Raw genomic sequence first — 19011 nt, 5'->3', positions numbered from 1 at the left:
AATAGTAGTTGTACTTCGTACGCTCCTCCTTACCGTATCTTTGTGCCCTCAGTGCCTTAGTGGTAAAGCAAAAAAATCATGAAGACCGGTTTTGTAAACATATTTGGAAAGCCCAACGCGGGAAAGAGCACTTTGCTCAATGCTTTTATGGATGAAAAGCTGGCTATTGTTTCACCGAAGGTGCAAACGACCCGCCATCGCATTAAAGGCATTCTGACCGAAAAAGATTACCAGATTATTTTCTCCGATACACCCGGCATCATCGAACCGAAGTATAAGCTGCACGAAAAAATGATGCAGTCCGTAAAAGGAGCTTTGGAAGATGCAGATTTGGCCCTGCTGCTGGTCGACTTGTATGAAGATCTTGCAGAATGTGACGCTATTTTCTCCAGTTTAAAACTAAAAGTGCCTGCGCTTGTTGTGATCAATAAAATAGAAGGCGCAAAAGGTACAAAGCTGGAAGACGCGGTAAATTTTTTCAAAGAAAAACCCTACGCTAAAAAAGTAGTAGCAGTTTCTGCCCTCAAGAAAATTGGAGTAGACGAATTGCTGAAAGAAATTCTTTCATTTTTACCGGAAGGGGAACCTTTCTTTGAGGGCGACGAATTGAGTGATCTGTCAACACGCTTTTTTGTCGGTGAACTGATCCGCGAACAGATCTATCAACTGTATCAGGATGAAATTCCTTACCACACCACTGTTTTAGTACAGGAGTTTAAAGAAAAACAGACCTTAATAAAAATTACAGCAGATATTATAGTGCAGCGTGATACCCAAAAAGGCATTCTGCTCGGCGAAAAAGGCACCATGATTAAAAAGCTGGGCACGCAGGCAAGACTTGAAATTGAAAAATTTGTCGGCAACAAAGTGTTTCTCGAACTGTTTGTAAAAGTGCGTCCGAAGTGGAGAGACAATGAAACGTTTTTGAAGGAATACGGGTATAAGTAATTGAGAGTTGAGAGTTGAGAATTGAGAATTGAAAGTTGAGAATGGCGTAGGGGCGAATCGCATTCGCCCTGTCAAACAACCGGAATGTTCAATAGGAATTGTGCGAATCGCATTCGCCCTGAAATTTAAGAATGATCAAAGCAAACACAGGTTGGCAGCGTTGGTGTTTATCAGATCGATATTTTGAAATTGTATTTTAATTTAAATAGACTTTGTTAGTTAATGGTTGAAAGTTGTTAGGAATGCTTGTATTTAAAGCCCAACAACCAAAAACGATCAACAAACAACCATCAAATCAGAATCATGGCAGGATTTACAGTGGCAATAGTAGGAAGGCCCAATGTGGGGAAAAGTACGTTCTTCAACCGTTTGTTGGAGCAGCGTAAAGCTATTGTTGACGACGTTAGCGGCGTAACACGCGACCGTCAGTATGGAGTGGCTGAATGGGCCGGAAAATCATTCAACGTAATTGATACAGGAGGTTTCGTACCTCAGAGTGAAGACGTTTTTGAAAGAGAAATAAAAAAGCAGGTGTTGATTGCTTTGGAAGAAGCAAACGCTGTCATCTTTATGACAGATACCGTTACAGGTATCACAGATCTGGATGATGCGATGGCGAATCTTTTGCGCCGTTCTCCCAAACCGGTTTTCCTTGCGGTAAATAAAGTAGACAACCACGAAAGATACCTGGAGGCTTCTGAGTTTTACGGACTCGGCATTGAAAATACATTCTTCATTTCCGCAATGAGCGGTAGTGGTTCGGGTGAATTGCTTGATGCTGTAAGTGCACTTATCACAGAAGATCATTTGCAGGCAATGGAAGACGAAAAACCGCTTCCAAAGTTTGCGATCATTGGTCAGCCGAACGTAGGTAAATCTTCTTTGCTGAATGCATTGGTGGGAGAGGAAAGAACTATTGTAAGCGACATTGCAGGTACAACGCGTGACACGATTCACACGCACTATAACCTTTTCGAGAAAGAATTTGTATTGATCGATACAGCCGGTATCCGTCGTAAAAATAAAGTGAACGAGGACCTGGAATTTTATTCCGTGATCCGCGCCATCAAAGCAATGGATGAAGCAGATGTTTGTTTGCTGCTGATCGACGCAAAACAAGGCATTACGGCACAGGACCTGAATATCTTTGGCCTTGCTGCAAAAAAAGGAAAGGGTATTGTTTTTTTGGTAAACAAATGGGACCTGATGGAAAAGGAAACCAATACAGCCCGTGATTACGAAAAACAACTGAAGCAAAAAATTGCGCCGTTTACTGACGTGCCTATTATTTTCATTTCAGTAAAAGACAAAACAAGAATTTTCAAAGCCATTGAAACCGGTTTGGAAGTTTTTGAAAACAAGCAACGCAAAATCCCGACTTCCCAGTTGAATGAAGCGATGCAGAACGCAATGAAAGCCTATCACGCGCCGGTTGTACGCGGTCATGCGGTTTCGATCAAGTATGTAACGCAATTGCCGACAAACGTTCCATCATTCGCGTTCTTCACGAACTATCCGGATGATATCAAAACTCCATATAAGAATTACCTTGAGAATAAGTTGAGAGAAGATTTCAACTTTACGGGAGTTCCGGTGAGGATTTTCTTCAGGAAGAAATAAGAGACTTTACTATAGTTAGTTGAGAGACGCCCTTGGGGCGTCTTTTTTTTTGCCACAGAGGAACAGAGGGCACAGAGTTTAAATTCATAACAACAATTAAATGTCAAAAATCAAATGGTTGACAATCTAAAAGCTCGATTGCAATCGGACATTTTTTGAATTTTGACTTTTAAATTTTTACTTCCCTTCTGTGTTCTCTGTCCCTCTGTGCAAAAAAAGCCCCGGCGTATGCCAGGGCTCAGGAAATGTGTCGGAATGCTTAATTAAAGCTTCATTAATCTATGATAATATTTTTCGCCGTTAGCGCTAATTTCCAATACATATACACCTTTCGCTAAAGTTGCAGGCGTATTGATTGTTACAGAAGCTGCACTGTTGAATGATTGAACCAAAATAGCAGCACCTTGTGCATTGTACAATTTAGCAACAACGTTGCTGCCTTTTACATCTGCAAACTTCACTGTGAAATGATCAAGGAACGGATTCGGGAACACGCTGATTGCTTGTTGTTCTGCTGTTGCATTGAATTTCACTGCAACTACAGCGCTATAAGAAATCGGAGCGTCAGAAGAAACAAGTTTCAAACGGTAGTAGTTAACACCATTCGCCACATTGTTATCAATATAAGAATAATTCTGAACAAGTGAACTATTGGTTGTTGATGCAACTGTTTGGATGTCTTCAAAGCTAACACCGTCAGTGCTGTGTTGAACAATCATTGCTTTACCATTCAATTCAGAAACTGTTGACCAGTTCAGTTGTGCCGCGCTACCACTTGCTTTTGCCGTAAAGTTCTGCAGGATGATAGGTAAAGGCAATTGGCTTTCGCTGCTACCGCAAGGTTTAGCCGCGTTAGCACCAACAGCTGCATAGTTGTTAGTGTCTTTAACCGTTGTTGTAGTTGCAAGCAAGAACTGACCGCCGTTTTGACTAGCTTTAGAACCTGCAATATGCGCAACACCACTACCGCCAACAACGTTAGCATATGTCATTGAGCCGTCAACTCTTAAATAAGCAGCAGCATTTGTTTGGTTGAAGTTGTACGAGTTTTGAAAACTTGCAGCACCGCCAATCCAGAACAAACCATCGTTGCGAATTGCTTTGTTAACTGTAGCAGAACCTCCAATTACAAAAACATTTCTATTGATCAAAGAGTCGGAGCCTTCGATGGTTGAATTGCCGCTTGAGAAAACAAGGCGACCATCGTTGGTGATTTTTCCTCTCAATATAAACTTACCATTGACATACATTTGTCCTCTGTTGATCAACTGGTTGCCTCCTTCAAGAGTAAGGCCGCCACCAACAACAGATACAGAACCATTGTTTGAAAACGTAGAAGCGTTACCACTTAGGTTCAAACCACCGTAAATAGTCAAATAACCGCAAGAAGAGTTTGTAACGGTAACATTACCGAGATTAACGCCATTGCTTATTTCCAAAGATTTGTTGTTTATAACTTCTGTTCCGCTAGGCAGATTGAATTTAATCGTTGTTGTTCCGTAGTTAGTGATTTTACCAACGAAATTGTTTACACTTCCAGGTTGGAAAGTTGCGTCTGCCTGAACATAGATTTGCACATTGCTAGCTGCGTTGATATTTCCTTTGAAGGAGCCACCAGTTGCAATTACAAGCTGTGAACCACTGTTAAGAGTAATCGTTCCACTTGTAAAATTACCTGAAACGCATACTACTTGTCCGTTAGTGTAAGTAGTTCCGGCTACAGCTGATACAGAACCGGTAGGGCACTGAGCAGACAAAGAAAGAACTGAAAAAGAAGCGACTGTTAAAGTCAAGAGTGCTTTAAATGCACGGTTTGGGTACAATTTGATCATAATTGTTGTATTTAAATAAGGTAAAAACAGATTACTTGGGTCACTTCAGGCATGCGAAAACCAGTTACGCATCGAGTGATGGGTATTCGAGGAATGGAATTATAAAGACGGAAATGTCTTAGGAGATCGAATTGGATAAATACACAACTGATGGATTAGATCAAGCCGCGAAAGCTTTCAGGAAATATTAAATTAATTGGAGGTATTGATAGGTAGTGGACCGGATTAAAAACGGTTACGTAAATTCCGTAACATAGTGCGAAAATATACTGCGTTTATATACTGAACAAATTTTTAGCTACATTTTTTTTAAGTGGATACACTTAGGAGGCTGGCAAAAAATAAAAGAAGGCATTTTTATCATATTGATATACAACTCTATGTGAATAAAAAATAAGCTGCCATATTGGCAAATAAAATTATGTTTTTAAAGGGTTTAAGTATCTTGCAGGCGACTTATGAGGACATTCGAAGACACATACCGACACAAAGGACTACGAAAAAAACTAGTAGATTTACTGCAATCAAAAGGAATTACAGACGAAAGAGTACTAACGGCGATCAATACGGTGCCACGGCATTTTTTCCTCGATTCTGCTTTTGATAAAGTAGCTTACGAAGACAGGGCTTTCCCCATCGCGCAGCAACAAACCATTTCTCAGCCTTACACTGTGGCTTACCAGAGCCAGTTGCTGGACATAAATCCATTTGACAAAGTATTGGAAATAGGCACAGGGAGCGCTTACCAGGCTTGCATTCTGGGAGAAATGAAAGCGCAGGTTTTTACCATTGAGCGTCAGAAAATGCTTTTTGATCTCAACAAACAATTCCCCCTGCTCAAAAAATACCCCAACGTTAAATGCTTTTTTGGAGATGGCTTTGAAGGATTGCCAACTTATGCTCCGTTTGACAAAGTAATTATTACAGCAGCAGCGCCATTTGTTCCGCAAAAGTTAGTGGAGCAAATGAAAGTCGGCGGTAGAATGGTCATCCCGTTGGGAGAAGGCTCCGTTCAGAAAATGAAGCGCCTTACCAAGCTGGCAGACGGCAGCCTGCACGAAGAAGTGTTCGATAACTTTTCGTTTGTGCCTATGCTGGAGGGGAAAAACAATTAGTAGTTGAGAGTGGAGAATTGAGAGTTGAAAGTGAGTATTGATAAAAAGTCTTCATCAAAGGCAGTTACATTTATATCAAAATATTCAACATTAAAGAACTCTCAACTCTCAATTCTCAACTCTCAACTTGTCACGAAACGTCTTATTTTTATAGCGCTAACAACTCACAACTCATAACTTAAAACTCAAAACTTCACATGGCCTACTGGTTAGTAAAATCAGAACCTTTCAAATACAGCTGGGACAAGTTTGTGGAAGACAAGCAAACATTCTGGGATGGTGTTCGCAACTATGCAGCACGTAATTTCATGAAGGCAATGAAAAAAAACGATCAGGTGTTTTTTTATCACAGCAATGAAGGTGTGGAAATTGTTGGTATTGCCAAGGTTGCCAAAGAGGCATACCAGGATCCGACGACAGATGAGGAAGCATGGGTAGTGGTTGATCTGAAGCCCGTAAGAAAATTAAAGAATCCTGTGACACTTGCCCAGGTAAAAGCAGATAAACGTTTAAAAGACATGGCACTAGTTCGCCTCGGCCGCTTGTCCGTTCAGCCGGTTACAGATGAAGAATGGGATGTGGTGATGGAACTGGCGGGAGAGAAATAAGTAAAAAATAAAAAGTAAAAAAGTAAAAAACCTGCAACGTGCCAACATCTGGTCTTTAAAAAAAGCTTCTGGGCAACACAACAATCGGACGTTTTAAAAAATAAGACTGCATTAGAAGTTTTTGACTTTTGCTTTTTGACTTAGTACTTGTCAATCACAAACTCTCATCTATGAAAAAGAAACTCGTCGTCCTTACCGGCGCCGGCATTAGCGCGGAAAGTGGATTGAAAACATTTCGCGATAGCGACGGACTTTGGGAAGGATATGATATAGAAGAAGTGGCAACTCCGCAAGCCTGGATGAAGAATCCCGCGCTGGTACTGGAGTTTTATAATTTCCGGAGAAAAAATGTACTGGATGCCCAGCCAAATGACGCACACATCGCATTGGCTGAATTGGAGAATGATTTTGATGTTCAAATCATCACACAAAATATCGACGACCTTCACGAGCGTGCAGGCTCCACAAATGTAATGCACCTCCATGGCGAGATTTTCAAAATGCGTAGCGAAAAGAATGAACACCTCATCGCTCCAATCAAAGAAGACATTCAGCTAGGAGATAAGGCCTCCGATGGCGCACAGTGGCGCCCACATATCGTGTGGTTTGGCGAAGCTGTTCCAATGATTGACAGTGCTATCAGCGTGGTAAGACGTGCCGATATTTTTGCAGTGGTGGGCACGTCGTTGGTTGTTTATCCCGCAGCGGGATTGGTGAACTATTCCCCTGATCACATCGAAAAATATATTGTAGACAAACGCATCCCGTATGTATCATCCATTGGCAACCTGACAGCTATTGAAAAGCCCGCTACGCTGGGAGTGCGGGAATTGCAGAAGATGTTGAGGAAGACTGAATAACTGAATAACTGAGTAACTGAATAACTGAATAACTGAGTAACTGAATAACTGAGTAACTGAATAACTGATGGTTGAATTATCGAATCATTGAATTATTGAATTATTGAGTTAACCTCGACGTTCAAGATCCGTTATTCAGTTACTCAGTTATTCAGTCATTTGTCCAACTTTATGGCTGCCTATTTGTAATGACTAACCATACATAAACCACTATGAGGAGAATTGCAAGAATAATTATCCGCTTCGCTGTTATTTTTCTGCTGTTGCTGGTAATTTTCGTGCTGTTCATGTTGAATCCTCAGATCATGTATGCCAATAAGCATAACTACTGTGGCATTTGTGTTTACTCCGCGATGCCGTACGATACAGCCTACAACCGGATTTTTGACAAAGCCATTTCGCTTGTGCAGAACAGTGAAATCTATGATTCTACTTTCAAACTCGATGTGTTTTTGAACGATGGCAGCAAATTTCCTAAAATATTAAGGGGCATTTACGGAGACGCCTATGCATGGGGGTATCATAACAATATTATACTGAATGGCAAGCCCGATAATTCTTTTCAGTGGATTGCGCTGAACGGCTTCAACCGCCAAATGGCCAGGACCGTGGCGCATGAAATGATCCATTGTTATCAATACAATGCGCTGGGATTGTTCCATTCGCGACCATTAAAAAATATTCCCATCTGGAAATGGGAGGGCTATGCGGAATACGTTTGCTATAAATCCATCAAAACAGATGAGAAAGAAATTCTTCGCGAAAATATCGGGAGGTTAATTAACTACGAAAATGAAGGTTTTCAGTACGCACAGACCTTTGTGGATGAGGGACCCTCTTTTTTGGGAACTGCCTATCTTAAGTTCTGGTTGATGGTGAAGTATGAGATGGACGTTAAGGGGCTTACTTTTAAGCAACTACTGGATAACTCAATCACAGAATCGCAGGCTTTTAATGAAATGAGAGCGTGGTACGAGAAAGCCGCTGATTCAACACTAAGGCACTAAGGATACGAAGCCGCACTAAGAGTTGCGATATGTTCTCAAACTTTGGTAATAATAGCATTAGCAAAATATTTCTAATCCTACTCATTCCTTAGTGCGGCTTAGTGTTTTTAGTGCCTTAGTGGTAAACTTTGGTCGCCGACCTGAAAGGTTAACATTTCATAATCACAAATTCACCGGACATTCTACTAATATTGCAGCCTAATTACCTTACATGCGTTTTAAAAGTCTTTTGCTAGCAAGCTCTTTATTGATTTCCATGGCCGTTTTCGCACAGCCGTCGCCTTATTTAACGCAGATAAAAAAATATATAAGCACATCGAAAAAAAGCCTGGCAGACTCATCTGTCTTGCGATTGAGCGATAGAGTAAATAACAGGATCAATTACCTGTTTCCACTATACGCCGCTTTGCAAAATGAACAAAAGATCAAGCGTTCTTTCCAGGACAAATTTTTCTATGATGATTTCAGCGATTACCTGATATCAGTTGCAGACTATCAATCCGCATTGTATTATTCTGCAAAAGGCTACGATACACTAAGCAAAAAAGTAGCGGCTTCCATCACATCTTACGTTGATACTTTACGCAATGTTCAACATGTGGATGCTAAGAAATACATACTCGACAGAACCGCTGTGGCAAAAGTTGTGATGATTAATGAATCGCAGTGCAAACCGCAGCACAGGGTCTTCACCGTTTCATTGTTGCAGGATTTGTATAACCAGGGTTTCAGATATTTTGCCGTAGAAGCCTTAAATAACAATGCAGCGGTAAAACCAGAAGTTATTGATATCAGCAGCGGCAAATACATTCACGAACCTGTAAACGCCGAAATGTTGCGCATCGCCGTGAAGATCGGTTTTAAATTAGTGGCCTACCAGGATTCAGTTTATTCGCATTCTTCTTTTCAACGCGAATTGGTGCAGGCCGCTAATATTTATAAAGTATTGCAGGAAGATAGCTCCGCAAAAATAGTCGTTCAGGCAAGTCACGGACACATCTTTGAAGAACAGATTGACAAATACATTCCGATGGCACTGGCGTTTAAACGCCTTTCTGATATTGATCCGCTCACCATCAACCAAACGGATATGACCGAGCTAAGCGACTTTGAATACGGAAGAATCTTCTATGATCAATACATAGGCAGATATCCTATTTCAAAACCTTCTGTTGCCATAAAAAACAATCAGCCCGTGGATTTGCTGGCAACAAACGGTTATGACATTGTTGTCGTGCATCCGCAAACGCAATATAAAAATGGCCGTCCGGATTGGTATTCTATGAATGGTTTGAAAAAAGAATATGCGATAAAACCAACCGAGAAAAGTTTGTATCTCGTTCAGGCTTACTATCTAAGCGAAGGCGTAAACAAAGACATAGGTCTTTTGGTTCCTGCTGATCAAACATACAATACAGCAGAAAACGGCTACTACTACCTATACCTGCAGCCCGGCAAATACAAGATCGTTTACAGGGACATTGAGTATAAAATACTTTCTGTGCGGGACGCGGAAATTAATTGAGAATTGAGAATTGAGAGTTGAGAGTGAGGTGGAATGAAACTCTTAACTCTCAACTCTCAACTAATTCAAATTTGATTCCCAGCTTTTCAAGTTCGCTCATCACCACTTCATAGACCTCAGGAACGATGGGAATGTGCAAGCCGCGGAGTTTAATTGTTCCATCCAAAATTTTTGTTGCTGCAATGGCAAGGGGCAGGCCCACTGTTTTGGCCATGGCCGTATGAATGTTATCATCTCCAATGACTACGAGGCAGCTTTTGTGCAAGTGCGTGTTACCATTTTTTTCAAATTCAATTTCGTGCAACATCACTATCATATCTTTATCATCAGGAGTGAGTACAAGATTTTTCTCAAGCAGGTATTGCAGTGTTTCGCAGGGCGTCAATAAGCCTTTGTTGATGTGTTCGCCATCGTCGTAAAAATCTATAAAAGCAAATTGTTCGAGTATTGTCGGATCATTTGGCAATGCCTTTTGCAAACCATTTTCATCCACATGCTTTTTAAAAAAATCGGCAGGAGAGAGTCCAGCGGTTTGAAGTCTTTTTGTTTCGTCTGTCAATTGCAAATCAACAATACTTGCCCAGCCCTTAATAAAATCAGGATGGCGCAAAGTTGTTCTTACAAAAGTTTTTGCGCTGTGCAAATTGTAGAGGTCAATGTATGCAAGTGAATCGCGATTGGCATAAAAAGAATAAAGCTCATCATTCACCATCACTTTATTTTCCGGAGAAAAAAGATGTTCATAAGGGATGTTTTCTATTTCACCATCCTGTTTAAATGAAGCGCCGGCTTTTCCCGCTCTCACCACATTTGCAGGGTTCCATGATATTTTGTAGTGCCATGGATTGTTATCGCTTTCAGGCGCAACCAACCCGCCGCAATGCGATTTGAAAGAAATAATGTTGCCGCCATCTTTTTGTATGGCATGTATCATTTGCATGGCACTCATATGGTCAATGCCGGGATCGAGGCCCATTTCATACAGAAACAAAATATCTTTATCTGCAATTGCTTCACTCATTTTTTTTACTCCCTCATCAGTATAAGAAGCAGTGAGCAGATGCTTTTCAAACAACAGGCAATCCTTTGCCAGTTCTATGTGCAGGGCAGGAGGTAACATTGAAATAACAATGTCGCTTTTGCGAACCAGTTGTTGTCTTTTTTCAGTATCATTCACGTCAAGTTTCTCCGCAGTGCCGTGTTTGTTGCCATTTATTTTGTCAACAGCATTCTGTAAAAATGCATCTGCAACAGTGATGTGTAAATCTTTGTCTGCAGCATGTTGCAAAAGATATTCAATCAAGGAAACAGAAGACTTGCCTGCGCCTGCAACGAGGATTTCTTTCATGATAATTATTTTTGACCAACGCTTAATGCCTAAGCAAAACGCAGAGAGCCTCGCGTTAAGCGTTAGGCATTAAACGTTGAGCCCTCCTATGAAATTAAGTTATTTAAAATGATACGCAATATCAAGGATGGAACGATTATTGAAAGGATGATTTTGCAATATCGTTATGGCAAAAAATGGTTTTATTGCCATTAAACTTATTGTGCGGCAAACAGTCAATGTTAGTACCGTTTTAAAACTATTTAAACACACAAAAAGGACTTTATGAAAAAGATTCTATTTGCCTCATTGCTTTTCGTGAGTAGCGCGAGTTTCGCTCAAAAATTTCAGCTTGGTGTAAAAGGTGGCGTAAACATCAGCAACTTTACCGGTGGTGATTTCCAGGATGCGAAGAAAAGTTCGCTTGTAGGTTTTCATGCAGGCGCATTTGTAAACTATAAATTCGGACAGGTTATTTCATTGCAGCCTGAAGTTTTGTTTTCTACACAAGGCGCCACAATTGAGGATAGAGAAACAGGACACAAAGAAGATTTCAAATTAAACTATGTCAGCATTCCTGTTCTGCTGAAAGTGCAGAGCCCCGGAGGTTTTTATGTTGAAACAGGTCCTGTGGTATCTGTAAACGTAAGTGGTGGCGATTTTGAAAATCAAAGTGTAAAAGATGTAACCAAAGGCGCCGACTTTTCATGGGCAGCAGGTTTAGGTTTTCACAGTAAAATTGGTTTGGGAATTGGAGCCCGTTACGTTGTTGGATTATCAAAAGTTGGAGACATCAACAATGCATCTGTGGCAAATGCTGACTTTAAAAACAGCGTGATACAGGTGGGATTGTTTTATACGTTGTTTAATAATAAATAAATTGTTGGTTGTTGGTTATCAGGACAGCCTCAAGGTCTGATGGTTTTTTCGAAAGCCACCAGACTTTTTTTATTGGTTATATCTATCAGTGGCGTAAGAGAATTTATGCGCTAACAGCCCAACAACTAAAAAACAAAAAGCGGCTTCCCGTAGGAAACCGCTTTTTGTTTTTATGCAAATGCCAAGCTTTTTTGTCAATAATCGTTAGGTAGAAAAATTAGTTACTCATTTCTGTAACTGGTCGTTGTTTTGTGATCAGGTGATTGATAAAGCTTAAAGAATCCGTTTCGATCGTTGCGTCAGCCTCTCTTTCTGAAGAGAATTTTGGTGCGACAAGGATGCTTTTAGCTCTTTCGTTTTTTTCGTAGATCCTGATTGCGTGCAGGGTGGTCACCATGGCAATCACCAGGATCAAGGTAAGTAAAGCTCTCATCTGAATAGGTTTAAATTATTAAGGCAATGGTCTCAGCGGGTTAATGCTTTCAAGATTTATGCCAGATTAATCTAGTTATTGGATTTTGGTGTTTGGTTTTGTCTTGGTATTAGTCGTCGGCTTGATTTATGTCATTTTTAATTGTTTTGTTGTTATTAACCTTTGTAAAAAGTGGAAAAAACACCCCAAAAAGTCACGCTATAAAACTGGTTTTCATTGCGAAAACAGGTAAATTTGCCACTATTCTAAAAGATTTTTAATATTAAATTAATAAGTAACTCTATAAACGTTACTTTTTGGAAAAAAGTATGGAAGATAACCAATTACCATCTCAAACGAACGACCAGAACCGTATTCAGCCCATAAATATTGAAGAAGAAATGAAGTCCGCCTACATCGATTACTCGATGTCGGTTATCGTAGGACGAGCTTTGCCAGATGTTCGGGACGGATTTAAGCCGGTTCACAGGAGGGTGCTGTATGCAATGAACGAGCTGGGAAACAGTTACAACAAACCTTATAAAAAATCTGCCCGTATTGTGGGTGAGGTGTTGGGTAAATATCACCCACATGGTGATAAATCTGTATATGATACCATGGTACGTATGGCGCAGGAGTGGAGCATGCGCTACACCCTGGTAGATGGCCAGGGTAACTTTGGTAGCCAGGATGGTGACGGACCGGCGGCAATGCGTTATACGGAGGTTCGTATGCACCGTATGGCGGAAGCCATGCTGGATGACATCGAAAAAGACACGGTTGATTTCCAATTGAACTTTGACGACTCCCTGAAAGAGCCAACCGTTTTACCTACACGTATTCCTCAATTGCTTATAAATGGTTCTACCGGTATCGCGGTAGGTATGGCGACGAACATTTTGCCGCACAACCTTACTGAGGTTATCGACGGATGTTTCGCATATATACAAAACCGCTCGATCACATCGGAGGAAATGTGCAATATTATTAAAGCGCCAGATTTTCCGACAGGTGGTATCATCTGGGGAATGGAAGGCGTGAAGCAAGGTTTGATGACAGGCCGCGGAAGAGTTGTTCTTCGTGGTCGTGTGCATGTGGAAACCAAGCCAAGCGGACGTGAAACGCTTATTATTACGGAAGTGCCGTACCAGGTAAACCGTGATGCACTTTGCGATAAGATCGGCCAGTTGGTAGTTGCTAAAACCATCGAAGGCATCGCTCACGTAAACAATGAATCCAACAAAAAAGAAGGTACACGTATCGTTGTGGATCTGAAAAGAGATGCCGTTGCGAACATCGTGATCAACCAATTGTACAAGTTTACAGAGCTGCAAACTTCTTTTGGTATCAACAACGTGGCGCTGGTAAAAGGCAAACCTAAAACACTTGGCGTTCGCGAGATGGTAGCAGAGTTTGTGGATTTCCGTCACGAAGTGGTAGTACGGCGTACACAATTTGAACTAAGAGAAGCAGAGAAAAAAGCCCATATATTGGAAGGTTATATGATTGCGCTTGACCACCTCGACCAGGTGATTGCGTTGATCCGTAACTCTACCACACCAGAGATTGCGAAAGAAGGGTTGATGACCAATTTCGGAATGACCGAAATTCAGGCGAAAGCCGTTCTGGAACTGCGTTTGCAGCGTTTAACCGGAATGGAAATTGACAAGATCCGCGAAGAACATGCTGCGATTATGCGCCTTATTGCCGACTTAAAAGAACTTTTGGCCAACGAGGGTAAAAGATTTGAAGTGATCACAAAAGAACTGGAAGAGGTAAAAGCAAGGTTTGGTGACGCACGCAAAACCGAGATCACTTACCTGGCTGACGAAGTAAACGTTCTTGACTTTATTGAAGAGGAAGATGTGGTAATCACCATTTCACATCTTGGTTATATCAAACGTACATCTGCAAGCGAATACCGCCAGCAAAGACGCGGTGGTCGTGGTGCTTTGGGTGGAAAAACACGAGACGAAGATTACATAGAACACCTGTTTGTGGCGTCAACTCACCACACTATGTTGTTCTTTACAGAAAAAGGACGTTGTTACTGGATGAAAGTCTACGAAATTCCAGAAGGCGAAAAAAACAGTAAGGGCCGTGCGATACAAAACCTGATGCAGATACCGCCGGATGACAAGATCAGAACGATCCTGGATATTCACAACCTTGCCGATAAGGATTTTGTTAGCCAACATTATATTATCCTTTGTACCAAAAAAGGTATCATCAAGAAAACGAGCCTTGAAGATTTCAGCCGTCCGAGAACAAGTGGTGTAAATGCTATCACCATTGTGGAAGGCGATGAATTATTATATGCGAAATTGACCGACGGAAACAGCGAAATCATGATGGCGGTAAAAAGCGGTCGTGCGATTCGTTTCCCGGAAGAAAAAGTTCGTCCAACAGGTCGCGGTGCCATTGGTGTTGCAGGAATTGAGGTAGATGATGAAACCGATGAGGTAATTGGTATGATATGTGTTAATAAGGAGGATCAATCAAAAACCGTGTTGGTAGTAAGTGAAAAAGGTTTCGGTAAAAGAACACCGATCGACGAATACAGAATTACGAACAGAGGAGGTAAAGGTGTAAAAACCATTTCCGTTACTGATAAAACCGGTCCGCTGGTAGGTATCCTGGAAGTAACTGAGAAGGAAGATCTGATGATCACTTGCAAATCCGGTTTGACCATCCGTACTGCGATTGGCGATATCCGCGAAGCGGGACGTGCAACACAGGGCGTGAAACTGATAAGACTGGATGACGGCGATGAAATTGCAGCGATCACCAAACTGGATGAACACGAAGAAGAGAAAGTTGTAGAAAATGCTGAAGAAGGCATTACAACCGGCGATGGAGTTGACACAGTGAATAATGAAAATGGCGCACCGGAAGAAAACGGTTCTCCTGAAAACGAAAATGGTTCCGAAGAAGCAAATAATGATTCGCTATAAAAATCCTTACATTTCAAATTCAAAAAAATGAAAAAAGCTGTTTTTTCTCTATTGCTACTTGCCGTAGGAGTTGGCTCATTTGCCCAGAAGCTTGACAAGATCAAGGATCTGGAAAAAAATAAAAAATACGAGGACGCAAAGGCTCAGATCGATCAATTCCTTGCTGTAGAAAAGAACGCGAAAGATCAGGATGCATGGTACACAAAAGCTAAGATTTACAATGGCCTTGCAACTGATTCTTCCATTTCTTCAAAATATCCAACTGCACGTGTAGATGCTTTCGACGCATTGAAAAAATACGTTTCAATGGACGAAAAAAAGCAATACCTGCAGTTGCAGATCGACAACTATAAGCCGATCATGGACATTTACCAGGGTTATTTCAAATCTGGAGCGGCGGCTTACAACAGAGGCGATTACAAAGATGCATATCCGAACTTCCAAAAATGTCTTGAAGCAGGTGCCTATATGTTCGAGAACAAATGGAGCACTGTTTCCCTTGATACAAACGTAGTTCTGTACGCTGGTATCTCTGCAGAAAAAGCAAACCTGAAAGATGATGCAGCTACTTACTATGCAAAATTGGCTGATGCAAAAGTGCATGGTGAAGGTATGGACCAGATCTACAAATGGCTGGTTGTGTACTATGCTGATAAAAAAGACGATGCTAACATGACCAAATACATTGGTTTGGGTAAACAAGTTTATCCAGCTGATGGTTTCTGGGAAAGCTACGAACTGGATTACCTGCGTGAAAAAGGCGACAAACAAGCTTTGTTCAATAAATACAAAGAAATGATCGCTAAATATCCTGATAGTTCTGTTTACAGATTCAACTACGCAGTTGAACTTTACCAGGAAGCATACAAAGCAGATGCAGCTTCACGTCCGGCTAACTCAGACGAGTTGATCAAAGAAGCACAGGAAAACTTCAAAAAAGTGCTGGAAATTAAGCCTAACTACGCTCAGCCAAACCTTGTTTTGGGACAAATCAGCTACAACCAGGGTGTTGACCTGAATGCGAAAGCAAAAGCGATCAAGCCAGGTGCCGCAGGTAAATTGACTCCGGATCAAATCAAACAAAAGGCTGCTATCAGAGATGAAATGAACAAAAAATTCGACGAAGCAATTCCTTACTTTGAAAAAGTTGACCAGATCCTTGGCGGTCAGGGCAAATTGAAAATGGACGACAAATCAGCGTTGAAAGATGCGTTGGATCTGTTGGTTACCATCTACGATCAAAAAGGTGACAAAGACAAAATGAAAGTTTACGAAGAGAAGTTCAACAACGTGGATAAGCAACACTAAGAGGTTTTGAGTTGTGAGTAAACTTAAAGAATATAGAACCGGCAGATATTTCTGTCGGTTTTTTTTGTTTTTGGGAATGGCACACAGATGACACAGATTGGACTGATTTACGCGGATAATTGGTGAATGGACATAGGCTGCCTGGAACAAAGACGGTTCCAACCAGCATAAATGGAGTGGCTAACTGAGCTTGCCGAACCTTGTAAAATAAATAGGTTTTGCATAGTGACGGCAGATATTTCTGCCGTTTTTGTTTTAATAGGTATCACAAACCATACTTGTGTACATAAAAATGAGACGCCCATTGTAGACACAATGGGCGTTGTGAATCTTTCTTTTTCCTGTTACCAAAGAGAGACCCACGAACCAGTTGCAAAAGTAGAAACCTGTAATGCTTGATTACGATCAAGTGTATTAAACTTAAAATACGGGTGATCAACGTTGCTTTTTAGCGGATCAAACTAGCGGCCACGTCGGGGAACTTGCGGCCGATTTATATAAGCTTGTGCGTTGGGCCTTAAAAATTACAGTCAGGATATTCGGGGTTGGTCGAAGGGTTTCTGTTACATTTTTGGTGAGAGGATTGCCGGCAAACAGACCGGATAGCGATAGATAGGATTGTCGGCAAACATATCGGATGGCGATAATCAAAGGCTCTGGTAAGGGTAGAACTCGTAGAAATTCTTATTATTCTATTTAACATAATATAAATTATAAGACAAAATAGGTGCCCGAAAAACCAAGGTGGATTGAGGCCAAATCTGATCAAATCCAATACAGGGCTGCCATACATAGCCTTGGTCTGTTTGACCATGCCACATAGCCTCGATGGAAAATTCATCGGACTACCCTGAATTCTTCTTAAGTTTTTTATGGAGAAAGCCCGCAAACCTTGGTGAATTTCCTGGCTCATATAATTCTCATTAAGGCCATAAATGGAAACGAAATCTGTGTGTCGGCTTGTGGCTTATTCTGGCTGCTTCAGCTTCGTGATTAGTCATTTGTGTAAGGATTTTCTGGAAGACTTTTTATCGCCTCGTAGTTCAATCTATCAAATGAAAAATCATGTTTTACTTTAAGTTCTTTGCAGTTGGCTTCGGTCCACGGAACGTATAAAATAAGATAACGACATTTTTCTAAAATATATTATAACCAGTTAGTTATGCAATCTTATTGCAATTAAAATATGCATCTGTTGTGATGTTGTATTTTTTTAATTAATTACTAATCAATTATTTATACATTTTTGCTTCTATTTTAGATTACACTCAATAATATTGACTTTAATATGTTTATTTTAAGGAGTTTATGTGTATTTGCTGTATTAAAATTTAGCATAGTTAAATCAAAAAACATCCTGAAAGCTGCCCGGCTTAAGTTCATCTCTCAAACAATTATCTGTGCAAATCCGTCCAATCAGTGTCATCTGTGTGCTCCCTCCAAAAAAATCTCGCCAAAAAACTTGCGTAGTTAAATAGCTACATATATATTTGTAGTCAAATAGCTACATAATGAATTTACGAAGAGATGTTTTCCAGGCTATCGCCGATCCTACACGAAGAGCCATTCTTGTGTTGGTCGCCACCCAATCCATGACTGCCGGTGCCATTGCCGCCAATTTCGACACTGCACGGCCAACTGTTTCAAAACACCTTGCCATCCTAACCGAATGCGAACTGCTTCGCCAGGAACAAAATGGCCGGGAAATTCATTACCATATAAACGTCCAAAAAATGAAAGAAGTCGACGATTTTATCGAACCATTCCGCAAGATGTGGGATGAGCGATTTGATAAGCTGGAGGAGATTATGAAGGCTTATAAGCCGAAGGAAAATGACTGAATAACTGAGTAACTGAATAACTGAACATGAAGGTCGACTTTGTATTATGGTAGCAGTAATTCGGTAATTCAAATACTCAACTTCAGTTATTCAGTTAATCAGTTATTCAGTTATCAAAGCCGAGCGAGAATGCTCGAATAACAAAAAATACTAAAAACAAAAACCTCTCTCATGGAACGAAAAACAAAAGTCACTGCCGAAGAAGGCAAACACGATGTAGTCATTACAAGAGATTTTGAATTGCCGGTGGAATTGCTCTTTAAAGCATATGTGGAACCAGAAATTGTTGAACAATGGATGGGTACCAAAGTGCTGAAACTGGAAAGCAAAAAACATGGTAGCTGGCAATACCAGACAAGCGACCCCAATGGAAATGTTGTCTTCAGTGCCAGCGGCGTGATCCACGAATTGCTACCCGGTCAGAAGATCACCCGGACTTTCGAAATGGAAAACACTCCTTTCGGTGTGCAGCTCGAAGTCTACGAATTTGAAAAACTCACCGACAATACCAGCCGCCTCAATATGCATGTCATCTACGAAACTGTTGCGCAAAGAGACCAGGTAATGAAACTACCGTTCGTCGGCGGCATTAATATGGCGCACAACCGCCTGGAAAGCATAGTCTCAAAAATTAATCAACCAATCTAATCTTCCAATAACTGAAGGTTGAATGACTGAATAACTGAACTTGAACGTTAACCTTGCGATTTGGTAGCGATCATTCACGAACTCAGTCATTCAACCTTCAGTTATTCAGTTATTCAGTTATTAAAAT

Annotated in this window: 15 protein-coding genes; 12 read left to right on the top strand and 3 right to left on the bottom strand. The window is 40.9% G+C overall.

All coding sequences use genetic code 11. The features are described from left to right. Positions 1–78: 78 nt before the first annotated feature. Together era and der are read left to right on the top strand one after the other, a co-directional pair. Positions 79–948, top strand: a complete 870-nt coding sequence (gene era, locus KTO63_RS00140; protein ID WP_217789088.1) for a GTPase Era — start codon at positions 79–81, stop codon at positions 946–948. A gap of 303 nt (positions 949–1251) precedes the next feature. Further along, the gene (der, locus tag KTO63_RS00135) at positions 1252–2568 is read left to right on the top strand and encodes a ribosome biogenesis GTPase Der (RefSeq protein WP_217789087.1); all 1317 of its coding nucleotides are present in this window, start codon (positions 1252–1254) and stop codon (positions 2566–2568) included. Positions 2569–2831: 263 nt separating this feature from the next. Here der and KTO63_RS00130 read toward each other — a convergent pair whose 3' ends face one another. After that, complete coding sequence (locus KTO63_RS00130) at positions 2832–4400, bottom strand: T9SS type A sorting domain-containing protein (RefSeq protein ID WP_217789086.1); 1569 nt, start codon at positions 4398–4400, stop codon at positions 2832–2834. 458 nt (positions 4401–4858) lie between these two features. Here KTO63_RS00130 and KTO63_RS00125 point away from each other — a divergent pair, with 458 nt between their 5' ends. The 5 genes from KTO63_RS00125 to KTO63_RS00105 all read left to right on the top strand — a co-directional run bounded on the left by KTO63_RS00125 (position 4859) and on the right by KTO63_RS00105 (position 9515). Continuing rightward, entirely contained in the window at positions 4859–5515 is a 657-nt protein-coding gene (locus KTO63_RS00125) for a protein-L-isoaspartate(D-aspartate) O-methyltransferase (RefSeq protein ID WP_217789085.1), read from the top strand. Between the two features lie 197 nt (positions 5516–5712). Next, positions 5713–6123 (top strand): EVE domain-containing protein, encoded by a 411-nt coding sequence (locus KTO63_RS00120; protein ID WP_217789084.1) that lies wholly within the window; start codon positions 5713–5715, stop codon positions 6121–6123. A gap of 170 nt (positions 6124–6293) precedes the next feature. Further along, positions 6294–6983 carry an SIR2 family NAD-dependent protein deacylase gene (locus KTO63_RS00115; RefSeq protein WP_217789083.1) on the top strand — a complete coding sequence of 230 codons (690 nt, stop codon included), beginning with the start codon at positions 6294–6296 and terminating at the stop codon, positions 6981–6983. A gap of 212 nt (positions 6984–7195) precedes the next feature. Continuing rightward, positions 7196–7990 carry a hypothetical protein gene (locus tag KTO63_RS00110; RefSeq protein ID WP_217789082.1) on the top strand — a complete coding sequence of 265 codons (795 nt, stop codon included), beginning with the start codon at positions 7196–7198 and terminating at the stop codon, positions 7988–7990. Between the two features lie 211 nt (positions 7991–8201). Further along, positions 8202–9515 (top strand): hypothetical protein, encoded by a 1314-nt coding sequence (locus tag KTO63_RS00105; protein ID WP_217789081.1) that lies wholly within the window; start codon positions 8202–8204, stop codon positions 9513–9515. Between the two features lie 49 nt (positions 9516–9564). Here KTO63_RS00105 and KTO63_RS00100 read toward each other — a convergent pair whose 3' ends face one another. Beyond that, on the bottom strand, positions 9565–10863 hold the full coding sequence (locus tag KTO63_RS00100) for a saccharopine dehydrogenase C-terminal domain-containing protein (RefSeq protein ID WP_217789080.1): 1299 nt from the start codon (positions 10861–10863) through the stop codon (positions 9565–9567). Between the two features lie 264 nt (positions 10864–11127). Between KTO63_RS00100 and KTO63_RS00095 the strand changes: the two genes are divergently transcribed. After that, positions 11128–11721 (top strand): porin family protein, encoded by a 594-nt coding sequence (locus KTO63_RS00095; protein ID WP_217789079.1) that lies wholly within the window; start codon positions 11128–11130, stop codon positions 11719–11721. A gap of 217 nt (positions 11722–11938) precedes the next feature. Here the strand turns inward: KTO63_RS00095 and KTO63_RS00090 are convergent, their stop codons facing one another. Continuing rightward, positions 11939–12154 (bottom strand): hypothetical protein, encoded by a 216-nt coding sequence (locus KTO63_RS00090; RefSeq protein ID WP_217789078.1) that lies wholly within the window; start codon positions 12152–12154, stop codon positions 11939–11941. A 296-nt stretch (positions 12155–12450) separates the two neighbouring features. On the opposite strand from KTO63_RS00090, the gene gyrA reads away from it, so the two are divergent. From gyrA to KTO63_RS00070, 4 genes are all read left to right on the top strand, one after another. Next, on the top strand, positions 12451–15087 hold the full coding sequence (gyrA, locus tag KTO63_RS00085; RefSeq protein ID WP_317195724.1) for a DNA gyrase subunit A: 2637 nt from the start codon (positions 12451–12453) through the stop codon (positions 15085–15087). Positions 15088–15114: 27 nt separating this feature from the next. Continuing rightward, positions 15115–16395, top strand: coding sequence for a tetratricopeptide repeat protein (locus KTO63_RS00080; RefSeq protein WP_217789077.1), 1281 nt, complete (start codon positions 15115–15117; stop codon positions 16393–16395). 1511 nt (positions 16396–17906) lie between these two features. Then, a complete protein-coding gene (locus tag KTO63_RS00075; RefSeq protein WP_217789076.1) occupies positions 17907–18236 on the top strand; it encodes a metalloregulator ArsR/SmtB family transcription factor in 330 nt (109 codons plus the stop codon). A 171-nt stretch (positions 18237–18407) separates the two neighbouring features. Beyond that, positions 18408–18884, top strand: a complete 477-nt coding sequence (locus KTO63_RS00070; protein WP_217789075.1) for an SRPBCC family protein — start codon at positions 18408–18410, stop codon at positions 18882–18884. The last annotated feature ends 127 nt before the right edge of the window (positions 18885–19011 follow it).

This window comes from Pinibacter aurantiacus (assembly GCF_019130065.1).
In the GTDB taxonomy this organism is placed as follows: Bacteria; Bacteroidota; Bacteroidia; order Chitinophagales; family Chitinophagaceae; genus Pinibacter; species Pinibacter aurantiacus.
The sequence above is the reverse complement of the archived record's forward strand: the minus strand, read 5'-3'. Positions and strand labels throughout refer to the sequence as shown.

What these genes read in the sequence shown, in the direction of transcription:
- era (WP_217789088.1), top strand. Translation starts at nt 79, where the DNA reads ATGAAGACCGGTTTTGTAAACATATTTGGAAAGCCCAACGCGGGAAAG.
- KTO63_RS00100 (WP_217789080.1), bottom strand. Translation starts at nt 10,863, where the DNA reads ATGAAAGAAATCCTCGTTGCAGGCGCAGGCAAGTCTTCTGTTTCCTTG.
- KTO63_RS00090 (WP_217789078.1), bottom strand. Translation starts at nt 12,154, where the DNA reads ATGAGAGCTTTACTTACCTTGATCCTGGTGATTGCCATGGTGACCACC.
- KTO63_RS00080 (WP_217789077.1), top strand. Translation starts at nt 15,115, where the DNA reads ATGAAAAAAGCTGTTTTTTCTCTATTGCTACTTGCCGTAGGAGTTGGC.
- KTO63_RS00075 (WP_217789076.1), top strand. Translation starts at nt 17,907, where the DNA reads ATGAATTTACGAAGAGATGTTTTCCAGGCTATCGCCGATCCTACACGA.
- KTO63_RS00125 (WP_217789085.1), top strand. Translation starts at nt 4,859, where the DNA reads ATGAGGACATTCGAAGACACATACCGACACAAAGGACTACGAAAAAAA.
- der (WP_217789087.1), top strand. Translation starts at nt 1,252, where the DNA reads ATGGCAGGATTTACAGTGGCAATAGTAGGAAGGCCCAATGTGGGGAAA.
- KTO63_RS00105 (WP_217789081.1), top strand. Translation starts at nt 8,202, where the DNA reads ATGCGTTTTAAAAGTCTTTTGCTAGCAAGCTCTTTATTGATTTCCATG.
- KTO63_RS00110 (WP_217789082.1), top strand. Translation starts at nt 7,196, where the DNA reads ATGAGGAGAATTGCAAGAATAATTATCCGCTTCGCTGTTATTTTTCTG.
- KTO63_RS00115 (WP_217789083.1), top strand. Translation starts at nt 6,294, where the DNA reads ATGAAAAAGAAACTCGTCGTCCTTACCGGCGCCGGCATTAGCGCGGAA.
- KTO63_RS00070 (WP_217789075.1), top strand. Translation starts at nt 18,408, where the DNA reads ATGGAACGAAAAACAAAAGTCACTGCCGAAGAAGGCAAACACGATGTA.
- KTO63_RS00095 (WP_217789079.1), top strand. Translation starts at nt 11,128, where the DNA reads ATGAAAAAGATTCTATTTGCCTCATTGCTTTTCGTGAGTAGCGCGAGT.
- KTO63_RS00130 (WP_217789086.1), bottom strand. Translation starts at nt 4,400, where the DNA reads ATGATCAAATTGTACCCAAACCGTGCATTTAAAGCACTCTTGACTTTA.
- KTO63_RS00120 (WP_217789084.1), top strand. Translation starts at nt 5,713, where the DNA reads ATGGCCTACTGGTTAGTAAAATCAGAACCTTTCAAATACAGCTGGGAC.